This is a genomic window from Pseudidiomarina fusca (assembly GCF_032227045.1).
Taxonomy (GTDB): domain Bacteria; phylum Pseudomonadota; class Gammaproteobacteria; order Enterobacterales; family Alteromonadaceae; genus Pseudidiomarina; species Pseudidiomarina fusca.
This window is the reverse complement of record NZ_JANFPJ010000003.1, coordinates 151001-169512: the sequence shown is the minus strand read 5'-3', so window position 1 is coordinate 169512 and position 18512 is coordinate 151001. Positions and strand designations below refer to the sequence as shown.

Annotated in this window: 20 protein-coding genes and 4 tRNA genes; 17 read left to right on the top strand and 7 right to left on the bottom strand. The window is 46.9% G+C overall.

Features of this window, described 5'->3' with window-relative positions:
• On the top strand, positions 1 to 1293 hold the full coding sequence (serS, locus tag NOG12_RS02520) for a serine--tRNA ligase (RefSeq protein ID WP_110075042.1): 1293 nt from the start codon (positions 1 to 3) through the stop codon (positions 1291 to 1293).
• A 76-nt stretch (positions 1294 to 1369) separates the two neighbouring features.
• Here the strand turns inward: serS and NOG12_RS02515 are convergent, their stop codons facing one another.
• The 5 genes from NOG12_RS02515 to NOG12_RS02495 are packed head-to-tail and all read right to left on the bottom strand — an operon-like array spanning position 1370 to position 3482.
• Positions 1370 to 1699, bottom strand: coding sequence for a TusE/DsrC/DsvC family sulfur relay protein (locus tag NOG12_RS02515; RefSeq protein ID WP_110075043.1), 330 nt, complete (start codon positions 1697 to 1699; stop codon positions 1370 to 1372).
• Entirely contained in the window at positions 1687 to 2049 is a 363-nt protein-coding gene (locus NOG12_RS02510) for a hypothetical protein (RefSeq protein WP_313932324.1), read from the bottom strand. Before NOG12_RS02510 ends, NOG12_RS02515 begins: the two co-directional genes overlap by 13 nt.
• Positions 2033 to 2380 (bottom strand): hypothetical protein, encoded by a 348-nt coding sequence (locus NOG12_RS02505; RefSeq protein WP_313932323.1) that lies wholly within the window; start codon positions 2378 to 2380, stop codon positions 2033 to 2035. Before NOG12_RS02505 ends, NOG12_RS02510 begins: the two co-directional genes overlap by 17 nt.
• Before the next feature lie 13 nt (positions 2381 to 2393).
• Positions 2394 to 2747, bottom strand: coding sequence for a DsrE family protein (locus NOG12_RS02500; RefSeq protein WP_313932322.1), 354 nt, complete (start codon positions 2745 to 2747; stop codon positions 2394 to 2396).
• A gap of 57 nt (positions 2748 to 2804) precedes the next feature.
• On the bottom strand, positions 2805 to 3482 hold the full coding sequence (locus NOG12_RS02495; protein WP_110075047.1) for a Bax inhibitor-1/YccA family protein: 678 nt from the start codon (positions 3480 to 3482) through the stop codon (positions 2805 to 2807).
• A 207-nt stretch (positions 3483 to 3689) separates the two neighbouring features.
• Between NOG12_RS02495 and NOG12_RS02490 the strand changes: the two genes are divergently transcribed.
• From NOG12_RS02490 to NOG12_RS02440, 11 genes are all read left to right on the top strand, one after another.
• Positions 3690 to 3781: transfer RNA gene (locus tag NOG12_RS02490), tRNA-Ser, on the top strand.
• A gap of 219 nt (positions 3782 to 4000) precedes the next feature.
• Positions 4001 to 4792, top strand: coding sequence for a thioesterase family protein (locus tag NOG12_RS02485; RefSeq protein ID WP_153825564.1), 792 nt, complete (start codon positions 4001 to 4003; stop codon positions 4790 to 4792).
• 209 nt (positions 4793 to 5001) lie between these two features.
• Positions 5002 to 5646: a LuxR C-terminal-related transcriptional regulator gene (locus NOG12_RS02480; RefSeq protein ID WP_110075049.1), complete on the top strand. Its 645-nt coding sequence runs from the start codon at positions 5002 to 5004 to the stop codon at positions 5644 to 5646.
• A gap of 6 nt (positions 5647 to 5652) precedes the next feature.
• Positions 5653 to 7521, top strand: coding sequence for an excinuclease ABC subunit UvrC (gene uvrC / locus NOG12_RS02475; RefSeq protein ID WP_153825565.1), 1869 nt, complete (start codon positions 5653 to 5655; stop codon positions 7519 to 7521).
• A 16-nt stretch (positions 7522 to 7537) separates the two neighbouring features.
• Positions 7538 to 8086: a CDP-diacylglycerol--glycerol-3-phosphate 3-phosphatidyltransferase gene (gene pgsA / locus NOG12_RS02470; RefSeq protein ID WP_313932321.1), complete on the top strand. Its 549-nt coding sequence runs from the start codon at positions 7538 to 7540 to the stop codon at positions 8084 to 8086.
• 80 nt (positions 8087 to 8166) lie between these two features.
• A tRNA-Gly gene (locus NOG12_RS02465) sits at positions 8167 to 8241 on the top strand.
• A 9-nt stretch (positions 8242 to 8250) separates the two neighbouring features.
• Positions 8251 to 8324, top strand: a tRNA-Cys gene (locus NOG12_RS02460).
• Between the two features lie 40 nt (positions 8325 to 8364).
• Positions 8365 to 8451: transfer RNA gene (locus NOG12_RS02455), tRNA-Leu, on the top strand.
• 85 nt (positions 8452 to 8536) lie between these two features.
• Positions 8537 to 8839 carry a hypothetical protein gene (locus NOG12_RS02450; RefSeq protein ID WP_153825620.1) on the top strand — a complete coding sequence of 101 codons (303 nt, stop codon included), beginning with the start codon at positions 8537 to 8539 and terminating at the stop codon, positions 8837 to 8839.
• Positions 8840 to 8903: 64 nt separating this feature from the next.
• Positions 8904 to 9506 carry a CBS domain-containing protein gene (locus tag NOG12_RS02445; protein ID WP_153825621.1) on the top strand — a complete coding sequence of 201 codons (603 nt, stop codon included), beginning with the start codon at positions 8904 to 8906 and terminating at the stop codon, positions 9504 to 9506.
• Positions 9507 to 9655: 149 nt separating this feature from the next.
• The gene (locus NOG12_RS02440) at positions 9656 to 11122 is read left to right on the top strand and encodes an FMN-binding glutamate synthase family protein (RefSeq protein ID WP_313932387.1); all 1467 of its coding nucleotides are present in this window, start codon (positions 9656 to 9658) and stop codon (positions 11120 to 11122) included.
• Positions 11123 to 11124: 2 nt separating this feature from the next.
• Here the strand turns inward: NOG12_RS02440 and NOG12_RS02435 are convergent, their stop codons facing one another.
• Positions 11125 to 12018 (bottom strand): LysR family transcriptional regulator, encoded by an 894-nt coding sequence (locus NOG12_RS02435; RefSeq protein WP_313932320.1) that lies wholly within the window; start codon positions 12016 to 12018, stop codon positions 11125 to 11127.
• Between the two features lie 44 nt (positions 12019 to 12062).
• Between NOG12_RS02435 and NOG12_RS02430 the strand changes: the two genes are divergently transcribed.
• The 3 genes from NOG12_RS02430 to NOG12_RS02420 all read left to right on the top strand — a co-directional run bounded on the left by NOG12_RS02430 (position 12063) and on the right by NOG12_RS02420 (position 14654).
• On the top strand, positions 12063 to 12716 hold the full coding sequence (locus NOG12_RS02430) for a LysE family translocator (RefSeq protein WP_153825623.1): 654 nt from the start codon (positions 12063 to 12065) through the stop codon (positions 12714 to 12716).
• Between the two features lie 134 nt (positions 12717 to 12850).
• Complete coding sequence (locus NOG12_RS02425) at positions 12851 to 13732, top strand: 6-carboxytetrahydropterin synthase (protein ID WP_313932319.1); 882 nt, start codon at positions 12851 to 12853, stop codon at positions 13730 to 13732.
• Positions 13725 to 14654 carry a M23 family metallopeptidase gene (locus tag NOG12_RS02420; protein WP_313932318.1) on the top strand — a complete coding sequence of 310 codons (930 nt, stop codon included), beginning with the start codon at positions 13725 to 13727 and terminating at the stop codon, positions 14652 to 14654. Before NOG12_RS02425 ends, NOG12_RS02420 begins: the two co-directional genes overlap by 8 nt.
• 18 nt (positions 14655 to 14672) lie before the next feature.
• Here NOG12_RS02420 and NOG12_RS02415 read toward each other — a convergent pair whose 3' ends face one another.
• A complete protein-coding gene (locus tag NOG12_RS02415) occupies positions 14673 to 16433 on the bottom strand; it encodes a M61 family metallopeptidase (RefSeq protein WP_313932317.1) in 1761 nt (586 codons plus the stop codon).
• A 173-nt stretch (positions 16434 to 16606) separates the two neighbouring features.
• Here NOG12_RS02415 and NOG12_RS02410 point away from each other — a divergent pair, with 173 nt between their 5' ends.
• Positions 16607 to 17683, top strand: a complete 1077-nt coding sequence (locus NOG12_RS02410) for a sensor histidine kinase (RefSeq protein WP_110075058.1) — start codon at positions 16607 to 16609, stop codon at positions 17681 to 17683.
• Positions 17680 to 18507 (top strand): LytR/AlgR family response regulator transcription factor, encoded by an 828-nt coding sequence (locus tag NOG12_RS02405; RefSeq protein WP_110075059.1) that lies wholly within the window; start codon positions 17680 to 17682, stop codon positions 18505 to 18507. The genes NOG12_RS02410 and NOG12_RS02405 overlap by 4 nt, the downstream gene beginning before the upstream one ends.
• Positions 18508 to 18512 lie beyond the last annotated feature (5 nt).

Here is an 18512-nt window from a genome sequence, read left to right as displayed (position 1 = left end):
ATGTTAGACGCTAAGTTTTTTCGTAGTGAATTAGAGCAAACCGCAGCTAAATTGCTAGCCACCCGAAATTTTACCATGGATGTTGCTGGCTTAGCGCAATTAGAACAACGCCGTAAAGATTTACAAGTGCGTACTGAATCACTACAGGCTGAGCGCAACGCCAGTGCCAAAGCCGTGGGCCAAGCCAAAGCCAAAGGTGAAGATATTGCGCCTTTGTTAGCTGCGGTAGATGCGCTGGGTAAGGACTTAGATACGGCCAAGGCGGAGTTACAGCAAGTACAAGATGAACTGCACAGTATCATTGCTGGTATTCCTAATTTACCCGATGACTCGGTACCGTTAGGCGCTAATGAAGACGATAACCAAGAAGTGGCGCGCTGGGGTACACCACGCCAGTTTAACTTTGTTCCGAAAGACCATGTGGATGTTGCAGTAGGTTTACAGCAGGGGATGAATTTTGAACTTGGAGCCAAACTAGCCGGTGCACGGTTTGTGGTGTTACAAGGTCAGGTTGCCCGCTTACACCGCGCCTTAACCCAGTTCATGCTTGATTTACATACCAATGAGCATGGTTACCAAGAAACTTATGTGCCCTATCTGGTGAACCATGAAACCTTGTTTGGGACCGGACAATTGCCTAAATTTGGTGAAGACTTGTTTCATGTGCAAGGTGCTACCGAGAATCAAGTACCTTTGTCTCTGATTCCGACCGCAGAAGTTCCCTTAACCAATATGTGGCGCGATGAGATTGCCGACGAAGCTCAACTGCCGCTGCAATACGTGGCTCATACTCCTTGTTTTCGTAGCGAAGCAGGGTCTCATGGGCGTGATACACGTGGCTTAATCCGTCAGCATCAGTTTGATAAAGTTGAATTAGTGTGGTTGGTTGCACCAGAGCATTCGATGACAGCTTTAGAGCAGCTCACCGCGCACGCTGAAACCGTTCTACAACGCTTAGAACTGCCGTATCGTAAAGTGCTTTTGTGTACGGGCGATATGGGCTTTGGTGCGGCTAAAACTTACGATCTAGAAGTTTGGCTACCAACCCAAGAAAAATATCGTGAGATCAGTTCTTGCTCTAATATGCAAGATTTTCAAGCTCGCAGAATGCAAGCTCGGTTCCGTCGCAAAGGTGCGAAAAAGCCTGAGTTGATGCATACCTTAAATGGTTCAGGGTTAGCGGTAGGACGTACGTTGGTGGCCTTGTTAGAAAACTACCAGCAAGCTGATGGCTCGGTAGCTATTCCAGCAGCCTTGCAGCCTTATTTAGGTGGCGCTACCGAATTGCGCTAAAGGTGACGAGTGAGCTAGCTTAATAACAACGCCAGCGAGAGCATGAATCGCTGGCGTTGTTGTTTATGGCGAAGACTTAAATGCACTTGGCTGGTTTGGGTAAACCCGCAATTCGTGTGGCTTGTTTGGCTGGGCCTTTAGGAAATAACTTGTAAAGGTACATACTACTAGCCTTGTCCGCGCCTAAGCTCTTGCCTATGGCTTTAACCAGCACTCGCATCGCAGGGCTGGTATCGTATTGTTGGTAAAAATCACGGACAAAATGGACGACTTCCCAGTGGGCATCACTAAGCGCAATGCCTTCTAGCTCGGCAATATGCTCCGCTAAAGCGGGCGACCACTGGCTAAAATCAGCTAAATAGCCGTGTTGGTCGGTAGCATATTGCTGACCCTCTAATTCGAACATGGTTGCTCCCATAATATCACTGGCTGACATTCCAAGGTAAGTTCCACCCAACGTTGGTCACCAATCTGAATCACCGTGATAGGCAGCTCTAATTCAGCTAACTCAGGCTGCTGTTGGCGCAGTAGTTGAATTTCTGTATGCAGCGCTAATGCCCTTGCCGGGAGCTCATCAATGCGCTCAGGGTGGTACCAGACCTCAAGTAAGGCAAGTTCCGATAAGATGACTTGGCTTGCTGCAGTTAGCCACTGCTGACACCAAGCTGCATCAGGCCAAGTGCGCAAAACCCATAAGGGATTGCTCGCAGCCTGAGTATCGATTGCCTCGGATAAGCCCTCAATAGCGTAGGACATGTTGAAACTCCTCTAAGCGAGCGCTCCATAGCTCGTCATCTATCACTTCTACCGTAGCTATCCAGTTGCTGTCGGGGCCACCGGCAGCTAGGTACTCACTGGCTTGAATCCATACGTTAGGACAGTCAAACAGCTCTAATAACGCATATCTCTTATGCAGCGATTGGCCATGACGTTGTTGATCTTGGTTACTCAACCATGCCTGCACCGCGGCGCCAGTTAAGATAAGTTGTGGATTAAGATCTAAACTAGCTAACGCCAACAGCATATCTTGACCATGCCAGATGGCAGGGTGGTTGATTGGACTCGTTTGAATAATAGCGAAACTCACAAGCAACCTCAGCTTAAAATTGAACGACTTTGTCGGCGGCGGCTACCGCCGTGGCAAATTCTGTTAAACCACCGTTACTGTACCCCTCAGCAAGTTGCTCGAGCTGATACTCGGTAGCAGCTACGGTATGGCAAAGCACCAAGGGAATGTGATGTTGTTGTGCAAATGCCTGCCATTGGGTGGCAATACTTTGCTCGGCGGCAGCTGCTTGCCCATGCAATACCGCACTTTGGTAAAAGAACACTTGGTTAATACGATGGCCAGCAGTCACGGCAGCCTGAGCAAAGCGTAAAGCTAGTAAACTACGATAATGAGCTGGTTGAGCGGCATTCGGGGAAGTATGTAAGGCTAAAACAAATTGGGCCATAGCAAGAGCTTCAAATTGAGAAGCAGGGGCGGGAGCCCCTGCTAGATAACAGATAACTTATTCGTCACCGCCGGCAAACGCCATTAATAACTGAATCAAGCTTAAGAAAATATTATAAATAGACACGAATAGGGTAACTGTAGCTAATACATAGTTACGCTCACCACCGTGAATAATGGCACTGGTTTGCATCAAAATGGCACCAGCTGAGAACAGAATAAACAGCGCTGACAAAGCTAAACTTAGCGCTGGCATGTTCAGGAAGATATTTGCGATCATCATCACCACCAAGGCCACAAAACCGGCAACCATCATGCCACCTAAGAAAGACATGTCTTTCTTCGTGGTTAATACATAAGCTGATAGGGCAAAAAAGATTAACGCGGTGCCACCCATGGCAGTCATGATAATCTCATTACCTTGCGGCCCAATGGCACTAATCATACCTAGTAACGGCCCAATGGTGTAACCCATGAAGCCGGTTAAGGCAAACACTAATACCAGCCCCATAGCACTGTTAGCCGTTTTGTGGATAGCAAAGAGCAAACCATAAAAACCGACAAGGGTAATAATAAAGTGCATCGGTGCTGCATTAGTAGCAATAGCTACGAACGCCATTAAAGCACTAAAGCCTAAGGTCATGCCCAACAACATATAGGTGTTGCGTAAAACCTTATTTGTTTGTAACACCGACTCTGATTGATGAGTGGTTGATAGGTGAGCTTGGTTACTCATGGATATCTCCGTGTTGTTGTTACTGCAAATTAAAACTGCAACCAGTGTACCTTATATATGGGGGCACTTAGCAATGATTTCAGCACTTTTATTGGCTTATTGTATAAAATGACAGCAAACGAACCAAATGATTCAAATTTTTGCTTTACAAGCGCGTTTTAGCTCTTTATCATTCGCTTCGTCTTGAGGCGCACAGCCACAGACACCGGAGAGATGGCAGAGCTCGGTTTAATGCACCTGACTTGAAATCAGGCGTGGGTTTGCGCCCACCGGGGGTTCGAATCCCTCTCTCTCCGCCACATTCTAGAAAAAGCCCGCTACTTAAGCGGGCTTTTTTTTGCCCGTTTTTCGTCACGGCTGCTGCTGGCCATATGGTCTTACCTGTGTATAATCTCAAGGTATTAGTTCAGTATTATTCATACGTATCCTAACGGCTTATAGCTCAATTTTTGCTGTGGCTAGGTGAATAGTGACTGGTTTCTGTTGAAGCAAAGAGTAATGGCACAAGGAAACTTACCATGCAGTTTAGTGAGACATTAGCGCAAATAAGCGCTGCCGCAGAGCAAACGATTGAGCTGCCTGAGGGCTGGGGGCAAGGACGCGCGTTATTTGGTGGGCTTACTGCCGCTATTGCTTGGCAACATGCTCACCTTGGTGCCAATTCTGAACAACACCTACGGGCACTAACTGTCTCTTTCGTAGCCCCAGTGCAACCAGGCACAGCAACATTAAAACGGCGAATTTTACGAGAAGGCAAAAATGTGACGCAAATCGCCGTTGAAATCGTGCAGGCTGATGACGTGGTGTTAGCCGCTTTAGCAAGTTATGGCCGATCACGGCCATCCCGCGTGCGAGTGGTAGATTTGCCCAGCGCCCATGTGCCGCCACGAGAGCAAGGCCCAGCTTTTCCGCCAATCGACATACTGCCAGAGTTTACTAGTCACTTTGATTACCGTGTGAGTTTGGGTGGCTTACCTTTTACCGGCAATGCTAGTCGCGAGTTTGGTGGCTGGATGCGTTTTCGTGCAGAACAACAACCGATGTCGATAGGCCTGCTCTTAGGTATGGTTGATGCTTGGCCGCCAGCCGTATTGCCGCATTTAACCGCTCCAGCACCTGCCAGTTCTCTTACCTGGACGATTGAGTTCCCAGAGCCGTTAGATAACCAATTGAGTAGTCATGATTGGTGGCAGTATGCTGCCTATATTGATTACGCCAATGAGGGGTATGGTCATACTCATGCACATATTTGGGATGCCGCTGGTAACCTAGTTGCCATTAGCCGTCAGACTGTGACGGTCTTTGGTTAAGGTTTAAACAGGCTGATTTAACTCAAAAAAACCTTATTTATGTCATTTGAAACAAGGTGTTTTTAAAAAGACTAAAAACGCCTTGTTAATTTCCTAATAGCTAATTAAATCAATAATTTTTGCTTGCAATTTATGCCGATATAGCGCAAATCTAAGCCACCTGAAATGGTTTCAGGACTCGTGGAAAACTAAACAAAGGAATGTGGCTCATGGCTGATTTCATTATAGCTGTATCGAGTGATTTAGTGCGTGCAGGAATGTACGCCACGTTAAGCTCGAATAAAAAATACCGAGTTGTTGCAAGCGTCAAGAATATGAATGAATTACGGGAAGAAGCAAAAAACAACCCGTATGCCACGGTTATTCTTAGTAGTCAGCTTGTAGGTGATGGGACAATTGAAAGTTGGCGTCGGTTACATAGACGATATAATGATTTGCAGCTGCTCTTATGGGCGCGATCATTTCAAGATGTGCTGGATTATCAGTGCAATCTTTCTCGAGTAGACGGTTATTTGTTAGATCATGCAAACTATGAAGAGTTTGATGCGGCTTGTTATTCTTTAAGTCGTGGGCAAATGTTTGTGGCCAGCGCAGTAGCGGAATACTTTGCTAAGAATCCGCGGCGGCAAGAGCAGGTGCGAATGATAAACTCCTTAAGTGAGCGTGAATTACAAGTGACACAGATGTTAGGCCGAGGTATTCGCGTCGTCGAAATAGCCAAGCATTTAAATATCAGTAGTAAAACAGTAAATACCTTTCGCTATCGTATCTTCCAAAAACTTGGTGTCGCCGGAGATGTAGAATTAACTCATCTTGCGATACAATCGGGACTTGTTGACCTAGAACCTACATAAAACAGCATGACCGAAAAGCAGTTATTTGATGCAAAAGCATTTATTCAACACCTGACTCATCAACCTGGCGTGTACCGCATGTATGATGACGAAGGTGTTGTTATTTATGTGGGCAAAGCCAAAGACCTGAAAAAGCGCGTGAGTAGTTATTTTCGCGCTACGGTAGATAGGCCCAAAACCCAAACCTTGGTCCGTCATATTGCGGCGATGGATGTCACAGTTACCAATACTGAGGCTGAAGCCCTAATTCTTGAAAATAATTTCATTAAAAAGTACCGCCCGCGCTATAACGTCTTATTACGAGACGATAAGTCTTATCCATACATTCTTGTCAGCCAACACCAGCATCCACGTTTAGCTTTTCATCGGGGCACGCGCCGCGAAAAAGCTGAGTATTTTGGCCCATTCCCCAATGGCGTAGCCGTGCGTGAAAGCTTACGCTTGTTACAAAAGCTGTTTCCGGTGCGGCAATGTGAGGATTCCTACTATCGCGCCCGCAGCCGTCCGTGTTTGCAGTATCAGCTTAAACGTTGCTTGGCTCCTTGCGTTAAAGGCTACTGCAGTGATGAGGAATACCAAGAGCAAGTAGACTTAGCGAAGTCGTTTTTACAGGGGAAGAACCAACAAGTGATCGATCAGTTGGTGGTGAAAATGGAACAAGCCAGTACGCAACTGGAGTTTGAACGAGCAGCGCGTTTTCGTGATCAAATTGGGGCCTTGCGCAAGGTACAAGAACGCAACGCCGTTACCGGTAATCAGCAGGAACTGGATGTGATTGGCTTTGCTCGCCGTGGTGGTATTGCTGCCATCCATCTGCTATTTATTCGTGAAGGAGCAGTGCAGGGCAGTCGTAGCTATTTTCCGAAACTACCTAGTGACACCAGTGATAACGAAGTGTTGTTAGCCTTTTTGCTGCAATTTTATCTGAATGACCAAGTAGGTCGACGCTTACCGCGAGAAATTATTCTACCGGCCGACAATGCCGCTTTGTTGCTTGACCCCGAACACGATTTGCAAGTACTTGAACAAGCCTTAGCGCAACAAGTACGGATGACGCATAACGTGCGAGGCGAACGGAAACAGTATCAAGTGTTAGCGCAAAAGAATGCGCTCAACGCGCTTGAATCTAAATTAAACCAAGCCTCAACCATGAGTATGCGTTTGCAGCAGTTAGAACAAGTACTGGATGTCGCTGAGCCGATTCAACGGATGGAATGCTTTGATATCAGCCATACTATGGGCCAAGAAACAGTGGCTAGCTGTGTCGTTTTTGATCGCCAAGGCCCGAAAAAGAGTGATTATCGCCGCTTCAACATCAAAGGCATCACGCCTGGTGATGATTATGCAGCGATGGCGCAAGCGCTACAGCGCCGTTTTGATGCAGCCCTGAAGAGTCCAGAGGGCTTGGCGGCGTTACCTGATATTTTGTTTATTGACGGTGGTAAAGGGCAGTTATCACAAGCAGAAGCTTATTTTGAACAATGGGCCGCACCAAAACATATAGATGCGCCGTTGTTAATTGGCGTCGCCAAAGGCGAATCACGCAAACCTGGCTTAGAAACCTTGATCCTCGCTGGTAGCCATCAAACCATACCTTTAGCTGGCGATGCTCCTGCTTTACATTTGGTGCAGCATATTCGCGATGAATCCCATCGTTTTGCCATTACCGGGCACCGGCAACGGCGAGCAAAAGTAAAACGCTCATCCAAGCTGGAGGATATTCCTGGTATTGGCGCCAAGAGAAGGCAGAAATTATTGCAAAATCTCGGTGGATTACAGGAAGTAAAACAGGCTAGTATTGACCAACTTAGCGCAGTGCCCGGAATTAGCCGAGAAATCGCTGAAACCATCTATCATGCATTTCGGGACGAATAGAGGATAAATTTTAAAGATGTGGAATATTCCTAATCTGCTTACCAGCTTTCGCATTGTTTTAATTCCGGTATTTTTAATTATTTACTATATTCCCGGGCCTGAATCTCATTTTTGGGCAGCGTTTGTCTTTGCTATTGCCGGGATTACCGATGCTTTAGATGGTTGGGTGGCACGCAAATTTAATCAATTTACTAAGTTTGGCGCCTTTTTAGATCCGGTTGCCGATAAAGTTATGGTGACAGCTTCGTTAATTGTCGTAGTAGAGAACTACGCCGTTTGGTGGATCAGTATTCCGGCATTGGCGATTGTAAGTCGTGAATTGGTCGTTTCGGCGCTACGCGAATGGATGGCGCAAATAGGGCGGCAAGAACAAGTTAAAGTCTCTAATTTGGGAAAATTAAAAACAATTGCACAAATGGTGGCAATTGGAGGTTTAATTTGGGAGGCAAATAGTTTTATAATTGGCACCGCAACCTTGCTGTTATACATAGCCTTTGTGTTAACTCTGTGGTCAATGTGGGAATATTTGCGGGCTGCTTGGTCAGATTTAAGCCAAGTGGATTAAAAAAAAAGCAAACGAACCAAATGATTGAAAAAAAGCGTTGACGTTAACGAAATAGCCAGTAGAATGCGCAAGCACTGGATGCGGGAATAGCTCAGTGGTAGAGCACAACCTTGCCAAGGTTGGGGTCGCGAGTTCGAATCTCGTTTCCCGCTCCAAATTCGGTTGGCGGGTTGGCAGAATGGCTATGCAGCGGATTGCAAATCCGTGGATCTCGGTTCGACTCCGGGACCCGCCTCCATCTCGAAGACCTTAGGTAGTACCTCGGAATTACAATGTATGCCCGGGTGGTGAAATTGGTAGACACAAGGGATTTAAAATCCCTCGCTGGTAACAGCGTGCCGGTTCAAGTCCGGCCCCGGGCACCACTTCTTTTTTTGAAATATATCTTGTTTATTGATCCAATCGACCTTATCTTAAGTTAAGACGCAGTTTGTCCAACTTAGGAACCCCATGGTCGCCATTCGATTACTCAGTTTAGCCCTCATCGTGAGCTTGCTCTGGTTTGCGCCACATGCGCAAGTACAGACCGCTGACGGCTATCAACTTGAGTCTCAGGCCATTGCTAGCCATGTTAATTCGACCAGTGTTCATCAAGAGCTGCTGTCGTTAGACGAGCCCGACCCGGCGTTACCGAACGTTATTCGGCCAACCCTGGTCCCGACTGGGGCAGTTCAACTTACCCCTGTCATTGTTACTACCTACCAAAAAACCTACCAAACCTATAAAGCCAGAGCTCCGCCCGTTGTTGGTTGACTTTTTATTCGCACCATAAAAACATTCAATTCAATAAGTGCTGTTATCAGCAACGAGGTTAGTTATGGCAGATTTTCATGCATTACGCTGGGCTACAGCCACCAGCGCGACATTTTTACCAGCCGCAGTTTACGCAGCGCCGGCGGTGCTAGATTGGCATCAGCCAGCAACGGCTGTGGTTGAGCAGTGGCAAGCGCCATCGGTGTTACGAATTAACGAGTCTTTGTTGTTACCCGAAGCTGAAGCTTTGTTGAGCAAGCAGGCATCGCGGTATGCAGTAGTGCTAGGTACCGATAACCAGGTGAGTGGTATTATCATGAGCAGCGATTTGCGTAGCAGGCAAACCCTAGCTATTGCAAACTTATTACAGTTGCCTTGGCACGAATTACAAGTAGGCTATGTGATGCAACCAGCTGACTTGTTGCCCGTGATTCAGCCGCAAGATTTAGCCAGCGCACGCATCGGCGATCTAGCTGCCACGATGCAAGCATCAGGACGCGATGTACTGTGGGTCGGTGATGCCGACGCCCAGACTTTTTCTGGAGTGATTACCTCGCTGCACATCATGGCGGCGACGGGAGAATCGGTAAGGCTGTATCCACAAGTAAATACCTTTGCTGATGTTTTTCAAGCTCTGCACCACAAACGAGCGAAATATCCGGTCTAGTTGAGTAAAAAGCCCTCGCTAAATACGAGGGCTTTTTATATGGTTATAGCATCTTCTACGAACGCATTAGGTGAACTATGTTATTAACCCTGCAAACGGTGACGCCAGCCACGACTGAAACAACCTATAACGGCCTCGACACGCTGTTAATGATAGCCCAATGGCTGGTAGCCGGATTTGTCCTGGTGCTTATATTAGGCGCGTTGTGGTTACTCGTTCTCTACATTATTGATAAGACCCAAACCAGACACACCATTCGCAGAAATTTCCCGGTTATTGGCAGGTTTCGCTACCTGTTTGAACACTTAGGTGAATTCTTTCGCCAGTATTTTTATGCCATGGATAGAGAAGAAATGCCGTTTAATCGAGCCCAACGTAGCTGGGTTTATCGAGCCGCTAAAAATGCTGATAGAACGCTCGCCTTTGGCTCTACCCGAGACTTAACCAAGCAGAGCACCATCATTTTTGCCAATAGTGCCTACCCGCGGCAGCAAGAAGAGAAAACACAGCCCATGGCGGTGACTATTGGCGCAGAATGCCCTCATCCTTACTCGCCAACCAGCTATTTTCATATTTCAGGGATGAGCTATGGGGCGCTATCACCGGTTGCGGTTACGGCGTTATCAAAAGGTGCCAAATTAGCAGGCTGCTGGATTAATACCGGTGAAGGAGGGCTGAGCCCTTATCACTTAGTTGGCGGAGCCGATGTAGTATTTCAGATAGGTACCGCAAAATATGGCGTTCGCACTGAGCAAGGAGAATTGTGTAAGCAACGTCTCAAGCAGATTGCCGACCATGACCTAGTTAAAATGTTTGAGATTAAGCTCAGCCAAGGCGCTAAACCTGGTAAAGGTGGTATTTTGCCGGGGGTTAAGGTCAATCAAGAAATTGCAGACATCCGCGGTATTCCTGTTGGCCAAGATTCAATTAGTCCCAATCGTCATCCTGAAATTAGTAATAACGAAGAATTACTGGACTTTATCGCGCGCGTTCGTGACATCACCGGTAAGCCAACGGGGATTAAGTTTGTGATGGGCGACCCGACTTGGATCGATGAATTGATTGCCGCTATTCATGCCCGCGGAGCAGCCTCTGCACCTGACTTTATTACGCTTGACAGTGCTGATGGCGGTACTGGTTCTGCACCACAACCTTTGATGGACTATGTCGGATTAAAACTCTCTGAAAGTTTACCGATTTTAGTTGATAAGTTAATGGCAGCAGGGCTCAAAGATCGGATTAAAGTGGTCGCTTCTGGAAAAATGATCACGCCCGCCGATGTTGCTTGGGCGCTTGCCATTGGTGCGGATTTTATTGTCTCAGCTCGCGGCTTTATGTTTTCGCTGGGTTGTATTCAAGCGATGCAGTGCAATAAAAATACCTGTCCGACCGGCATCACCACTCACAATAAGAGCTTGCAGAAGGGCCTAGATCCAACCGATAAAAGCGTCCGAGTTGCGAATTACCACAAATACCTTGAATACGGCGTGAATATCATTGCGCACTCTTGTGGTGTTGCTGACCCTCGAGAACTCACTCGGCGCCATGCGCGTGTTGTTACCCACACCGGCGATAGTATTAGCTTGGCACAGCGTTACCCACCCACTCAAGGTTAGGGTTAACCTTTGTGTAATCGGCTTTGGAGCCACTTAGTAAAGGCAATCACAGCGACCGGCTGGCGTTGACGTTGTTTCACCGCCAGTTGGATAGCATCAGGTAATTGCACGCTTAGTTCCGGCGCTTGGCTAAACTCCTGCAACTGGGGATGTTGCAAATACAAGCTATCTAGTAGGGTTACTTGATCACTACCAGCCATTAAATCAATAGCGATGTTACTGTTTCCTACGGGGCGCAACTGCAGTTGTTTGGTTAAAGCGGGTTGTTGGCGCTTAAATAGCGCCCAATAAGGCGCATTTACATCAATATGCCATAACCGTGAGGCCCAAGCGGTGCTACTGTCGATGGCACTTACAGCGCGATAAGTAGGTTGATACAGGGCCTGTTGTTGAATGGTCTTATCTTTTAACGGCCCGTAATGAATGGCTAGATCTAATGACTCATGTTGTAACTCGGCAATAACATGAGCTCTACTGCCAGGTTCCGGAAACAAGGGGATGGTAGTAAAATGCAGTTGCACGTGGGGATAGAGGCTATAAAACTCAGCTAGTCGGGCTGATAACCACCACCGCAGAAAGCTCTCTGGCACGGCAAGTTTTAGGGTCGTATGCTCGGTATAGCTTAAGTTACGGGCGCGCTCAATGATGCGGTCAAGCTCATTAAATAGCTGGCTAACATCCGCTGCAATAGCTTGCCCGGCGGCAGTTAGCGCATGCACGCGATTATCACGTTGAAACAAACGCGTGCCAAGCTGCTCTTCCAGTGCCTGTATCTGTCGAGTTATATTGGATTGAGAAACATTAAGTTGCTGCGCTGCATGCTTGAATGATGGAGCCGTGGCTGCCACCGCAAATACACGTAACGCATTGAGAGAAGGCTGTTTTTGCGATTTCATAAGCATGCCAGAGTGATTATTTAATTAACTAAAAGTAAATCAGAATGAATCAAATAGCAATCTATTGGAATGAGTTTTTGCTTATTGCAGTGTTACATTTTCTGGCGGTAGCTAGCCCAGGGCCTGATTTTGCAGTCGTCACTCGCTACAGTATTAGTTTTGGTGGCCGTATTGGTCGTTGGGTCGCCGTCGGTATTGGTACCGGCATCTTGCTGCATATTGCCTATTCAGTGTTAGGTGTAGCGTTATTAATTCATCGATACCAATGGCTGTACGCAACCTTATTGTGGGTGGGTGCCATTTATTTAGGTTGGTTAGGATGGCAAGCATTACAAGCTAAACCTCGCGGCGCTATGCCAAGTACCGAAGAGTTTACCAGTAGGGCCAGCCAAGTCAGTGCAAGCAAAGCTTTTCGGGTAGGTTTTTTAACCAATGGCTTAAATGTAAAAGCCACGCTGTTTTTCTTAGCGTTATTCTCGACCGTGATCGACCCAGCCACACCAACTTGGGTAAAAATCGGGTACGGCGGTTATATGGCCATAGCTACTGGTTTATGGTTTATGGCGTTAGCCACCGCGATTACTTGGGGGCCTTTCTACCGCAAGCTTTGGCGATACAGCCATTGGCTCGATAGGCTCATGGGCTTAGCGCTAGTATTATTGAGCCTGAAGCTAATTTGGGATTGGTGGCAGCTTTAATTTGCACTATTTTTATAAGGCTTAACAGCCAGCTATGATATCATTGCGAGTAACCAAATTATTCCTTACTAAGCTTAGTAGCATGGCGTTTTTCGCCTAACTTAAGCTCACTATTTTTAAGAGTTGATGTCTATATGCAGTTATTTGTAAACGATCTGACCGTGATTGATTTTTCTTACCTGTGCCCAGAGCGGGGAATGGTGGGAGAAAGTTGGATTGTTGATATTATTCTAGATGGCTCGCTTAACGAGCAATCCATGGTATTAGATTTTGGACGGGTAAAGAAACAGATTAAACGCATTATAGATGGTGCCGTTGATCATAAGTTAGCTGTGCCTGCTGAGCATCCGTTTACCCGAGTGCATCATCACGCCGATGGTAATAGTTATTGGGTTGATTTTCTGCGCCCGCAACAAGCTTCTATTCATTTGTTTTGTCCCGCTGATGCTTTTGCTTTCATTGACGCAGAAGCTGTTACCATGGCCACTGTTACCGATTATTTACGCGCAGTGATTAAGCGTGAATTACCCGATAATGTGCAAGGTTTAGAATTATTGCTGAGACCAGAACAAATCGAAGGGGCGTTTTATCATTACACCCACGGGTTAAAAAAGCATGACGGCAATTGCCAAAGGATTGCTCATGGCCACCGCTCGCGGCTCTTTATTGCCCTTGATGGCAACCGTGATGAAGCGCTAGAACAGCAATGGGCAGCCAAATGGCAAGATATCTACTTAGGCTCGACTGAAGATGTGGTTGAGCTTGCGCAGTTACAGTTATCACCAAGCGCTACGGACGTGACTCCAGCTTCCCATATCGGCTACAGTTATACGGCTGATCAAGGGCTGTTTGAACTCGTCGTGCCGGTAGCGGAAAATTATCTGATCCCAACGGATTCGACGGTCGAGTGTATTGCCACCTATTTAGCCCAAGCGGTAAAACAGCAACATCCCGATTGTGCAGTTAAAGTGACTGGATTCGAAGGGGTTGGCAAAGGAGCAATTGGTTATGCCTAAGTTTGGTGGGCAGCCGCTGTTACTGGCGTTAGCGACGCTAGGTTCCATGTTCGCTTTGGTAGCAACGCAGCCGGTTGCTGCGAGCTCGACAAACCCAGCCGAGCTCAACAGCAGTCATGCGGTGTTGGCGATCAACGACAGTAATAAAGGACAAGCCAGCAGCAAGGGCATTCAACTACGCGGAGCCCTTCGCTCGGGTGGTCTCATCATAGGCAAAACTCAGCCGACTAGTCAGGTCTGGTTAAATCAACAAGCGCTAAGTGTCAGTAACAGTGGCCATGTGGTGTTTGGTTTTGGTCGTGATACAAACGGCTCTCAAACCCTTACCGTACAACATGCTAACGGTGAGCAGCATGTCTTAGAATTACAGATAAGCGGGCGCGATTATGCTATCGATCGCGTTGATGGCGTTCCCCAACGCACAGTAACTCCTAACCCAGAGCAGCAACAGCGTACTCGTAAAGAAGCCGAGAAAGTCTGGTTGGCACGTACCGTAAACAGTACCCGTGAAGATTATTTGCAGCCGCTGATAATGCCAGCACAGGGGCGTATTAGTGGTGTTTACGGTAGTCAGCGAATTTTTAACGGAACGCCACGCAACCCGCATTATGGGTTGGATATTGCAGCTCCCACCGGCACCCCGGTGCAAGCGCCTTGGTCAGGCAAAGTGGTGTTAGCTGAGCCCGATTTATTTTATTCTGGCGGTACCCTGATTATTGATCACGGATTTGGCATCACCAGTACTTACATTCATCTCAATCAATTGCATGTCAAAGTGGGTGACAGCATCGAGCAGGGCCAGCATATCGCTGATATTGGTGCCACCGGCCGGGTTACTGGCCCTCACCTCGATTGGCGAATTAACTGGGGCCATGAGCGTTTAGATCCAGCCCTGGCCCTCGAGCATTTTCAAGCAGAGTGATAAGTTAACCCGCGTTTTTCAGCATAACCAACCCTGCAATAACTGCGGGTTGGTTACCTTGAGTACCTTGTTGTGTTGCAATGGCGCTTGCCAAGTTAATTCAGTACTGAATAACTCATCGCGCCGAAAAGCATGCACCGTTACTGTCTGTCCTGGTTGGTAGCGCTCGAACATCTCTTTTAGGGTGGCATCCGTGACCTGCAAATTATCTATCGCAATAACCCTGTCTAAGGCACTTAAACCTGCTTGCTGAGCAGCCTCGTGCTCATACACGGTTTGCAATTCTAAGCCGGCGCCAGTGGCTTTGTATTTGGCGCCTAAAGACACCGAGTGCGTTGGCGTAACGGCCTTACCGACCACACTATTGTCATCGGCACTGGCGGCTGTAAGCAGGCTCACGCCAAACTCCGCCAATAATTCGGCTAGAGGTAGTTCGCTGGTGCCATACACAGCAGCATCGATAAACCCCGCCAACTGAATGGCGTACTGCTGATTTACAAAATCAACAAAGGTTGTTTCTTCTGTACCTAGTGAGGTGGCCCCATAGGCTTGCCAAAAATCCTTCAGCACCAAGCCTAGGTTAAGTTGATGTTGGCTAGCTAAGCGGATCTTAAGATCCAGGCATAAGGCTATTAATGCCCCTTTAGCATAGTAGCTGACGATGCTATTGGGCGAGTTCTCATCTTGTTTGTAAAACTTAGTCCAAGCATAAAAACTGGACTCTGCAACCGACTGTTTGGTCACTCCGGCAGCACGATAAACACGTGCAATGGTGTCACCTAGTAGAGTGAGATAAGTCGCTTGATCGATTAAACCTGCTTGGTGCAAAACATAGTCGTCATAATACGAAGTGATCCCTTCGTAGAACCAAAGCTGCTTAGTGTATTGCTCTTGCTGCAATTGATAAGGCAGAAATTCGCGCGGCTTCAGGGTTTTTACGTTCCAGCTATGAAAGTATTCATGGCTGCATAAACTTAAAAAGGTGCGGTAATCGTTATCAATTACAGCTTTGTTGGGTTTGGCTAAGTCTTTACGGCTGCAGAGCAGGGCGGTGGAGTTACTGTGCTCGAGGCCGCCAAAACCTTTCCCGACCACCATGGTTAAAAAGAGGTACTGTTGGAACGGCGGTTGATGGCCAAACATGGCGATTTGATATTCACAGATTGCGGCTAAATCTGCGCAAATACGTTCACTATCGGCGAATTCACGCCCGGCCAAGACGAGTGCATGCTTCACGCCGCCGGCGATAAATTCATGAATATTAAGCGGCCCCATCAACACCGGATAGTCTATCAGTGCCTGATAATTTTCGGCGCGAAATTCACCCGCAGCAAAATGGCTACCAGACAGGCGTGGCATACCGGTTGCAAGACGCCAACCCGCAGGCACAGATACTGCCACCTGGCAGGGCTCTTCGGACAGTTCGACCACTTCTAGGCATAAACTTGAGTGATTGTAGAACCCAAAAAATTGGTCTAGGTAAGCACTGCGAACGGATAAATCAAAAGCATAGACCTGATATTCAACGGTTACCGTGCCAGCTTGTTGCGGAAAAATACGCCAGCTTTGTTTATCCACTAAGTCGATGGCAACGGCGTGACCGGACTGATGCGCAGTCACTTTACTTAGATTGCGGGCAAAGTCGCGAATCATGTAGCTGCCAGGTATCCATGCCGGTAGACGCAAGGTTAGGGCGCCCGGGCCAGTGACAGGAATATCTAGCGCCACTCGAAATTGATGAGCGGCGGCATTATCTACACAAATTCGGTACTGCAACATACACACCTCATGAATTGCCAACAATAGCAGGGCCAACGCCTAGCCAACTATGAATGACGTTATAGTAACACGAGGGATAGGCGCTATATAGCTCTCGCAGTGCGATAAATAGCACCGCTTTATCTTGCTAAATAGGTATAATTGAGGCAATGACATACAGTGATAGGGGCGTTATGAACCAGACTTGGAAATCGCTACTTGAAGATCGTAATCGCTTTTTCTGGGTGCTACAAGCAGCCGGTTGGAGTGGTTATGCTTTAGTGCATTATATTGGCTCGTTAATGCATGAAATGCGCGACATATACGTCCTGATTTTATTATTAGGTGCTTACGCGGGGTTTCTGATTACGGTTCCGTTACGTTATTTGTACCGACGTATTTGGGATGCTACGCCCTGGCTATTGATCGTGGTGGTGCTAGCTGCTTCCTATGTTTCAGCGGCTTTGTGGGCCGTCATTGATAACGCGACTTACTGGGAAATCTATAAGTTTGGTTTTAGGCCTGATAGCCCTTGGTTTTACTTTAAAAATACCATCGCTAAATTTTACATTATGTTGAGTTGGAGCGGCCTGTATTTTGGCATCAAGTATTACCAAATGCTGCAAGAAGAAAAACAAAAGGCGTTATTAGCCACTTCAATGGCGCACCAAGCGCAGTTAAAGATGTTGCGCTACCAATTAAATCCGCATTTTTTGTTTAATACTTTAAACGCTATCTCCACGCTCATTTTGGTGAAAGAGAATGAGCTAGCTAACCGGATGATGTCAAAGCTAAGTTTGTTTCTTCGGTTTAGCTTAGATAACGAACCCATTAAGAAAATACCACTCGAGCGCGAAATTGAGGCTTTGATGCTGTATTTGGATATTGAGAAGGTGCGTTTTGATGAGCGTCTAAAAGTATCCTTAGACATTGATGACGAAGTTAAACAGGCGCTGGTGCCTAGTTTAATGTTACAACCTTTAATTGAGAATTCGATTAAATACGCCATTGCCAAAATGGAAGATGGCGGTGAAATTATCGTTAAGGCGCAAAGGTTTAGCGAAGATTTACTGATTAGCGTCGCAGATAACGGACCGGGAAGTAAAAAGCCCATTAAAGACATGATGAAACAAGGCGGGGTGGGGTTAGTCAACACCCGTGAACGCTTACAGGCCTTGTATGGAAAGAATTACTCCTTTACATTAGCAGAGAATAAGCCGCAGGGCTTACGCGTAGAAATTCGTATTCCATTTGAGCAGGTTGAATCATGACGCAAAAAATCCGCACCTTGGTAGTTGATGACGAGTCGTTGGCCCGCCGCGGGCTGGTGGTGCGATTACAGGCCTTTGACCAGATTGAATTGTTAGCCGAGTGCCAAAGTGCACGGCAAGCGCTGGCCATGATTGGCGAAGAACAACCTGACTTGGTGTTTTTAGATATTCAAATGCCGAGTATGAATGGCTTTGAGTTATTGCGTGAAGTTAAAGCAAGTGGTTTTAAGATGCCATTAGTGGTGTTTGTCACAGCCTACGATCAATACGCGATTAAAGCTTTTGAAGTGCGAGCCATCGATTATCTGTTAAAGCCTGTTGACCACGAGCGCTTAGAACAAAGTATTAAACGGATTGAAAAAAATCTCGAGCAACGTGAACAAGAACAGCAACAGCAGCGTATTCTTAATTTGTTAGCTGATGCTACTGGCGAAGATTGCGAAGATATTCTTAAACGTTTAGCCAGTGGTGATGACGTTAACGTGGCTCGCTATCCTGAGCATATTGCGATCAAAGAAAGTGGTGAAATAACTCGTGTAGCCATTAACTCAATCGAGTGGGTAGATGCAGCGGGGGATTACATGTGTATTCACGCTAGTAATGAAACCCATATTCTACGACGCACCATGAAAGAGCTTGAAGAAGAGTTAAACCCGCAACGGTTTCAACGGATTCATCGCTCAGCCATTGTTAATATGGAACACGTAGAAAAGCTCTGTAGTCGTCAAAATGGCGAATACCACATCGTTTTACGTAATGGTAAAGAGCTGAAAGTAAGTCGTAGTTATAAGGATAGAATAAAAAAACTCATTCTTAACCCCTGAGGCTG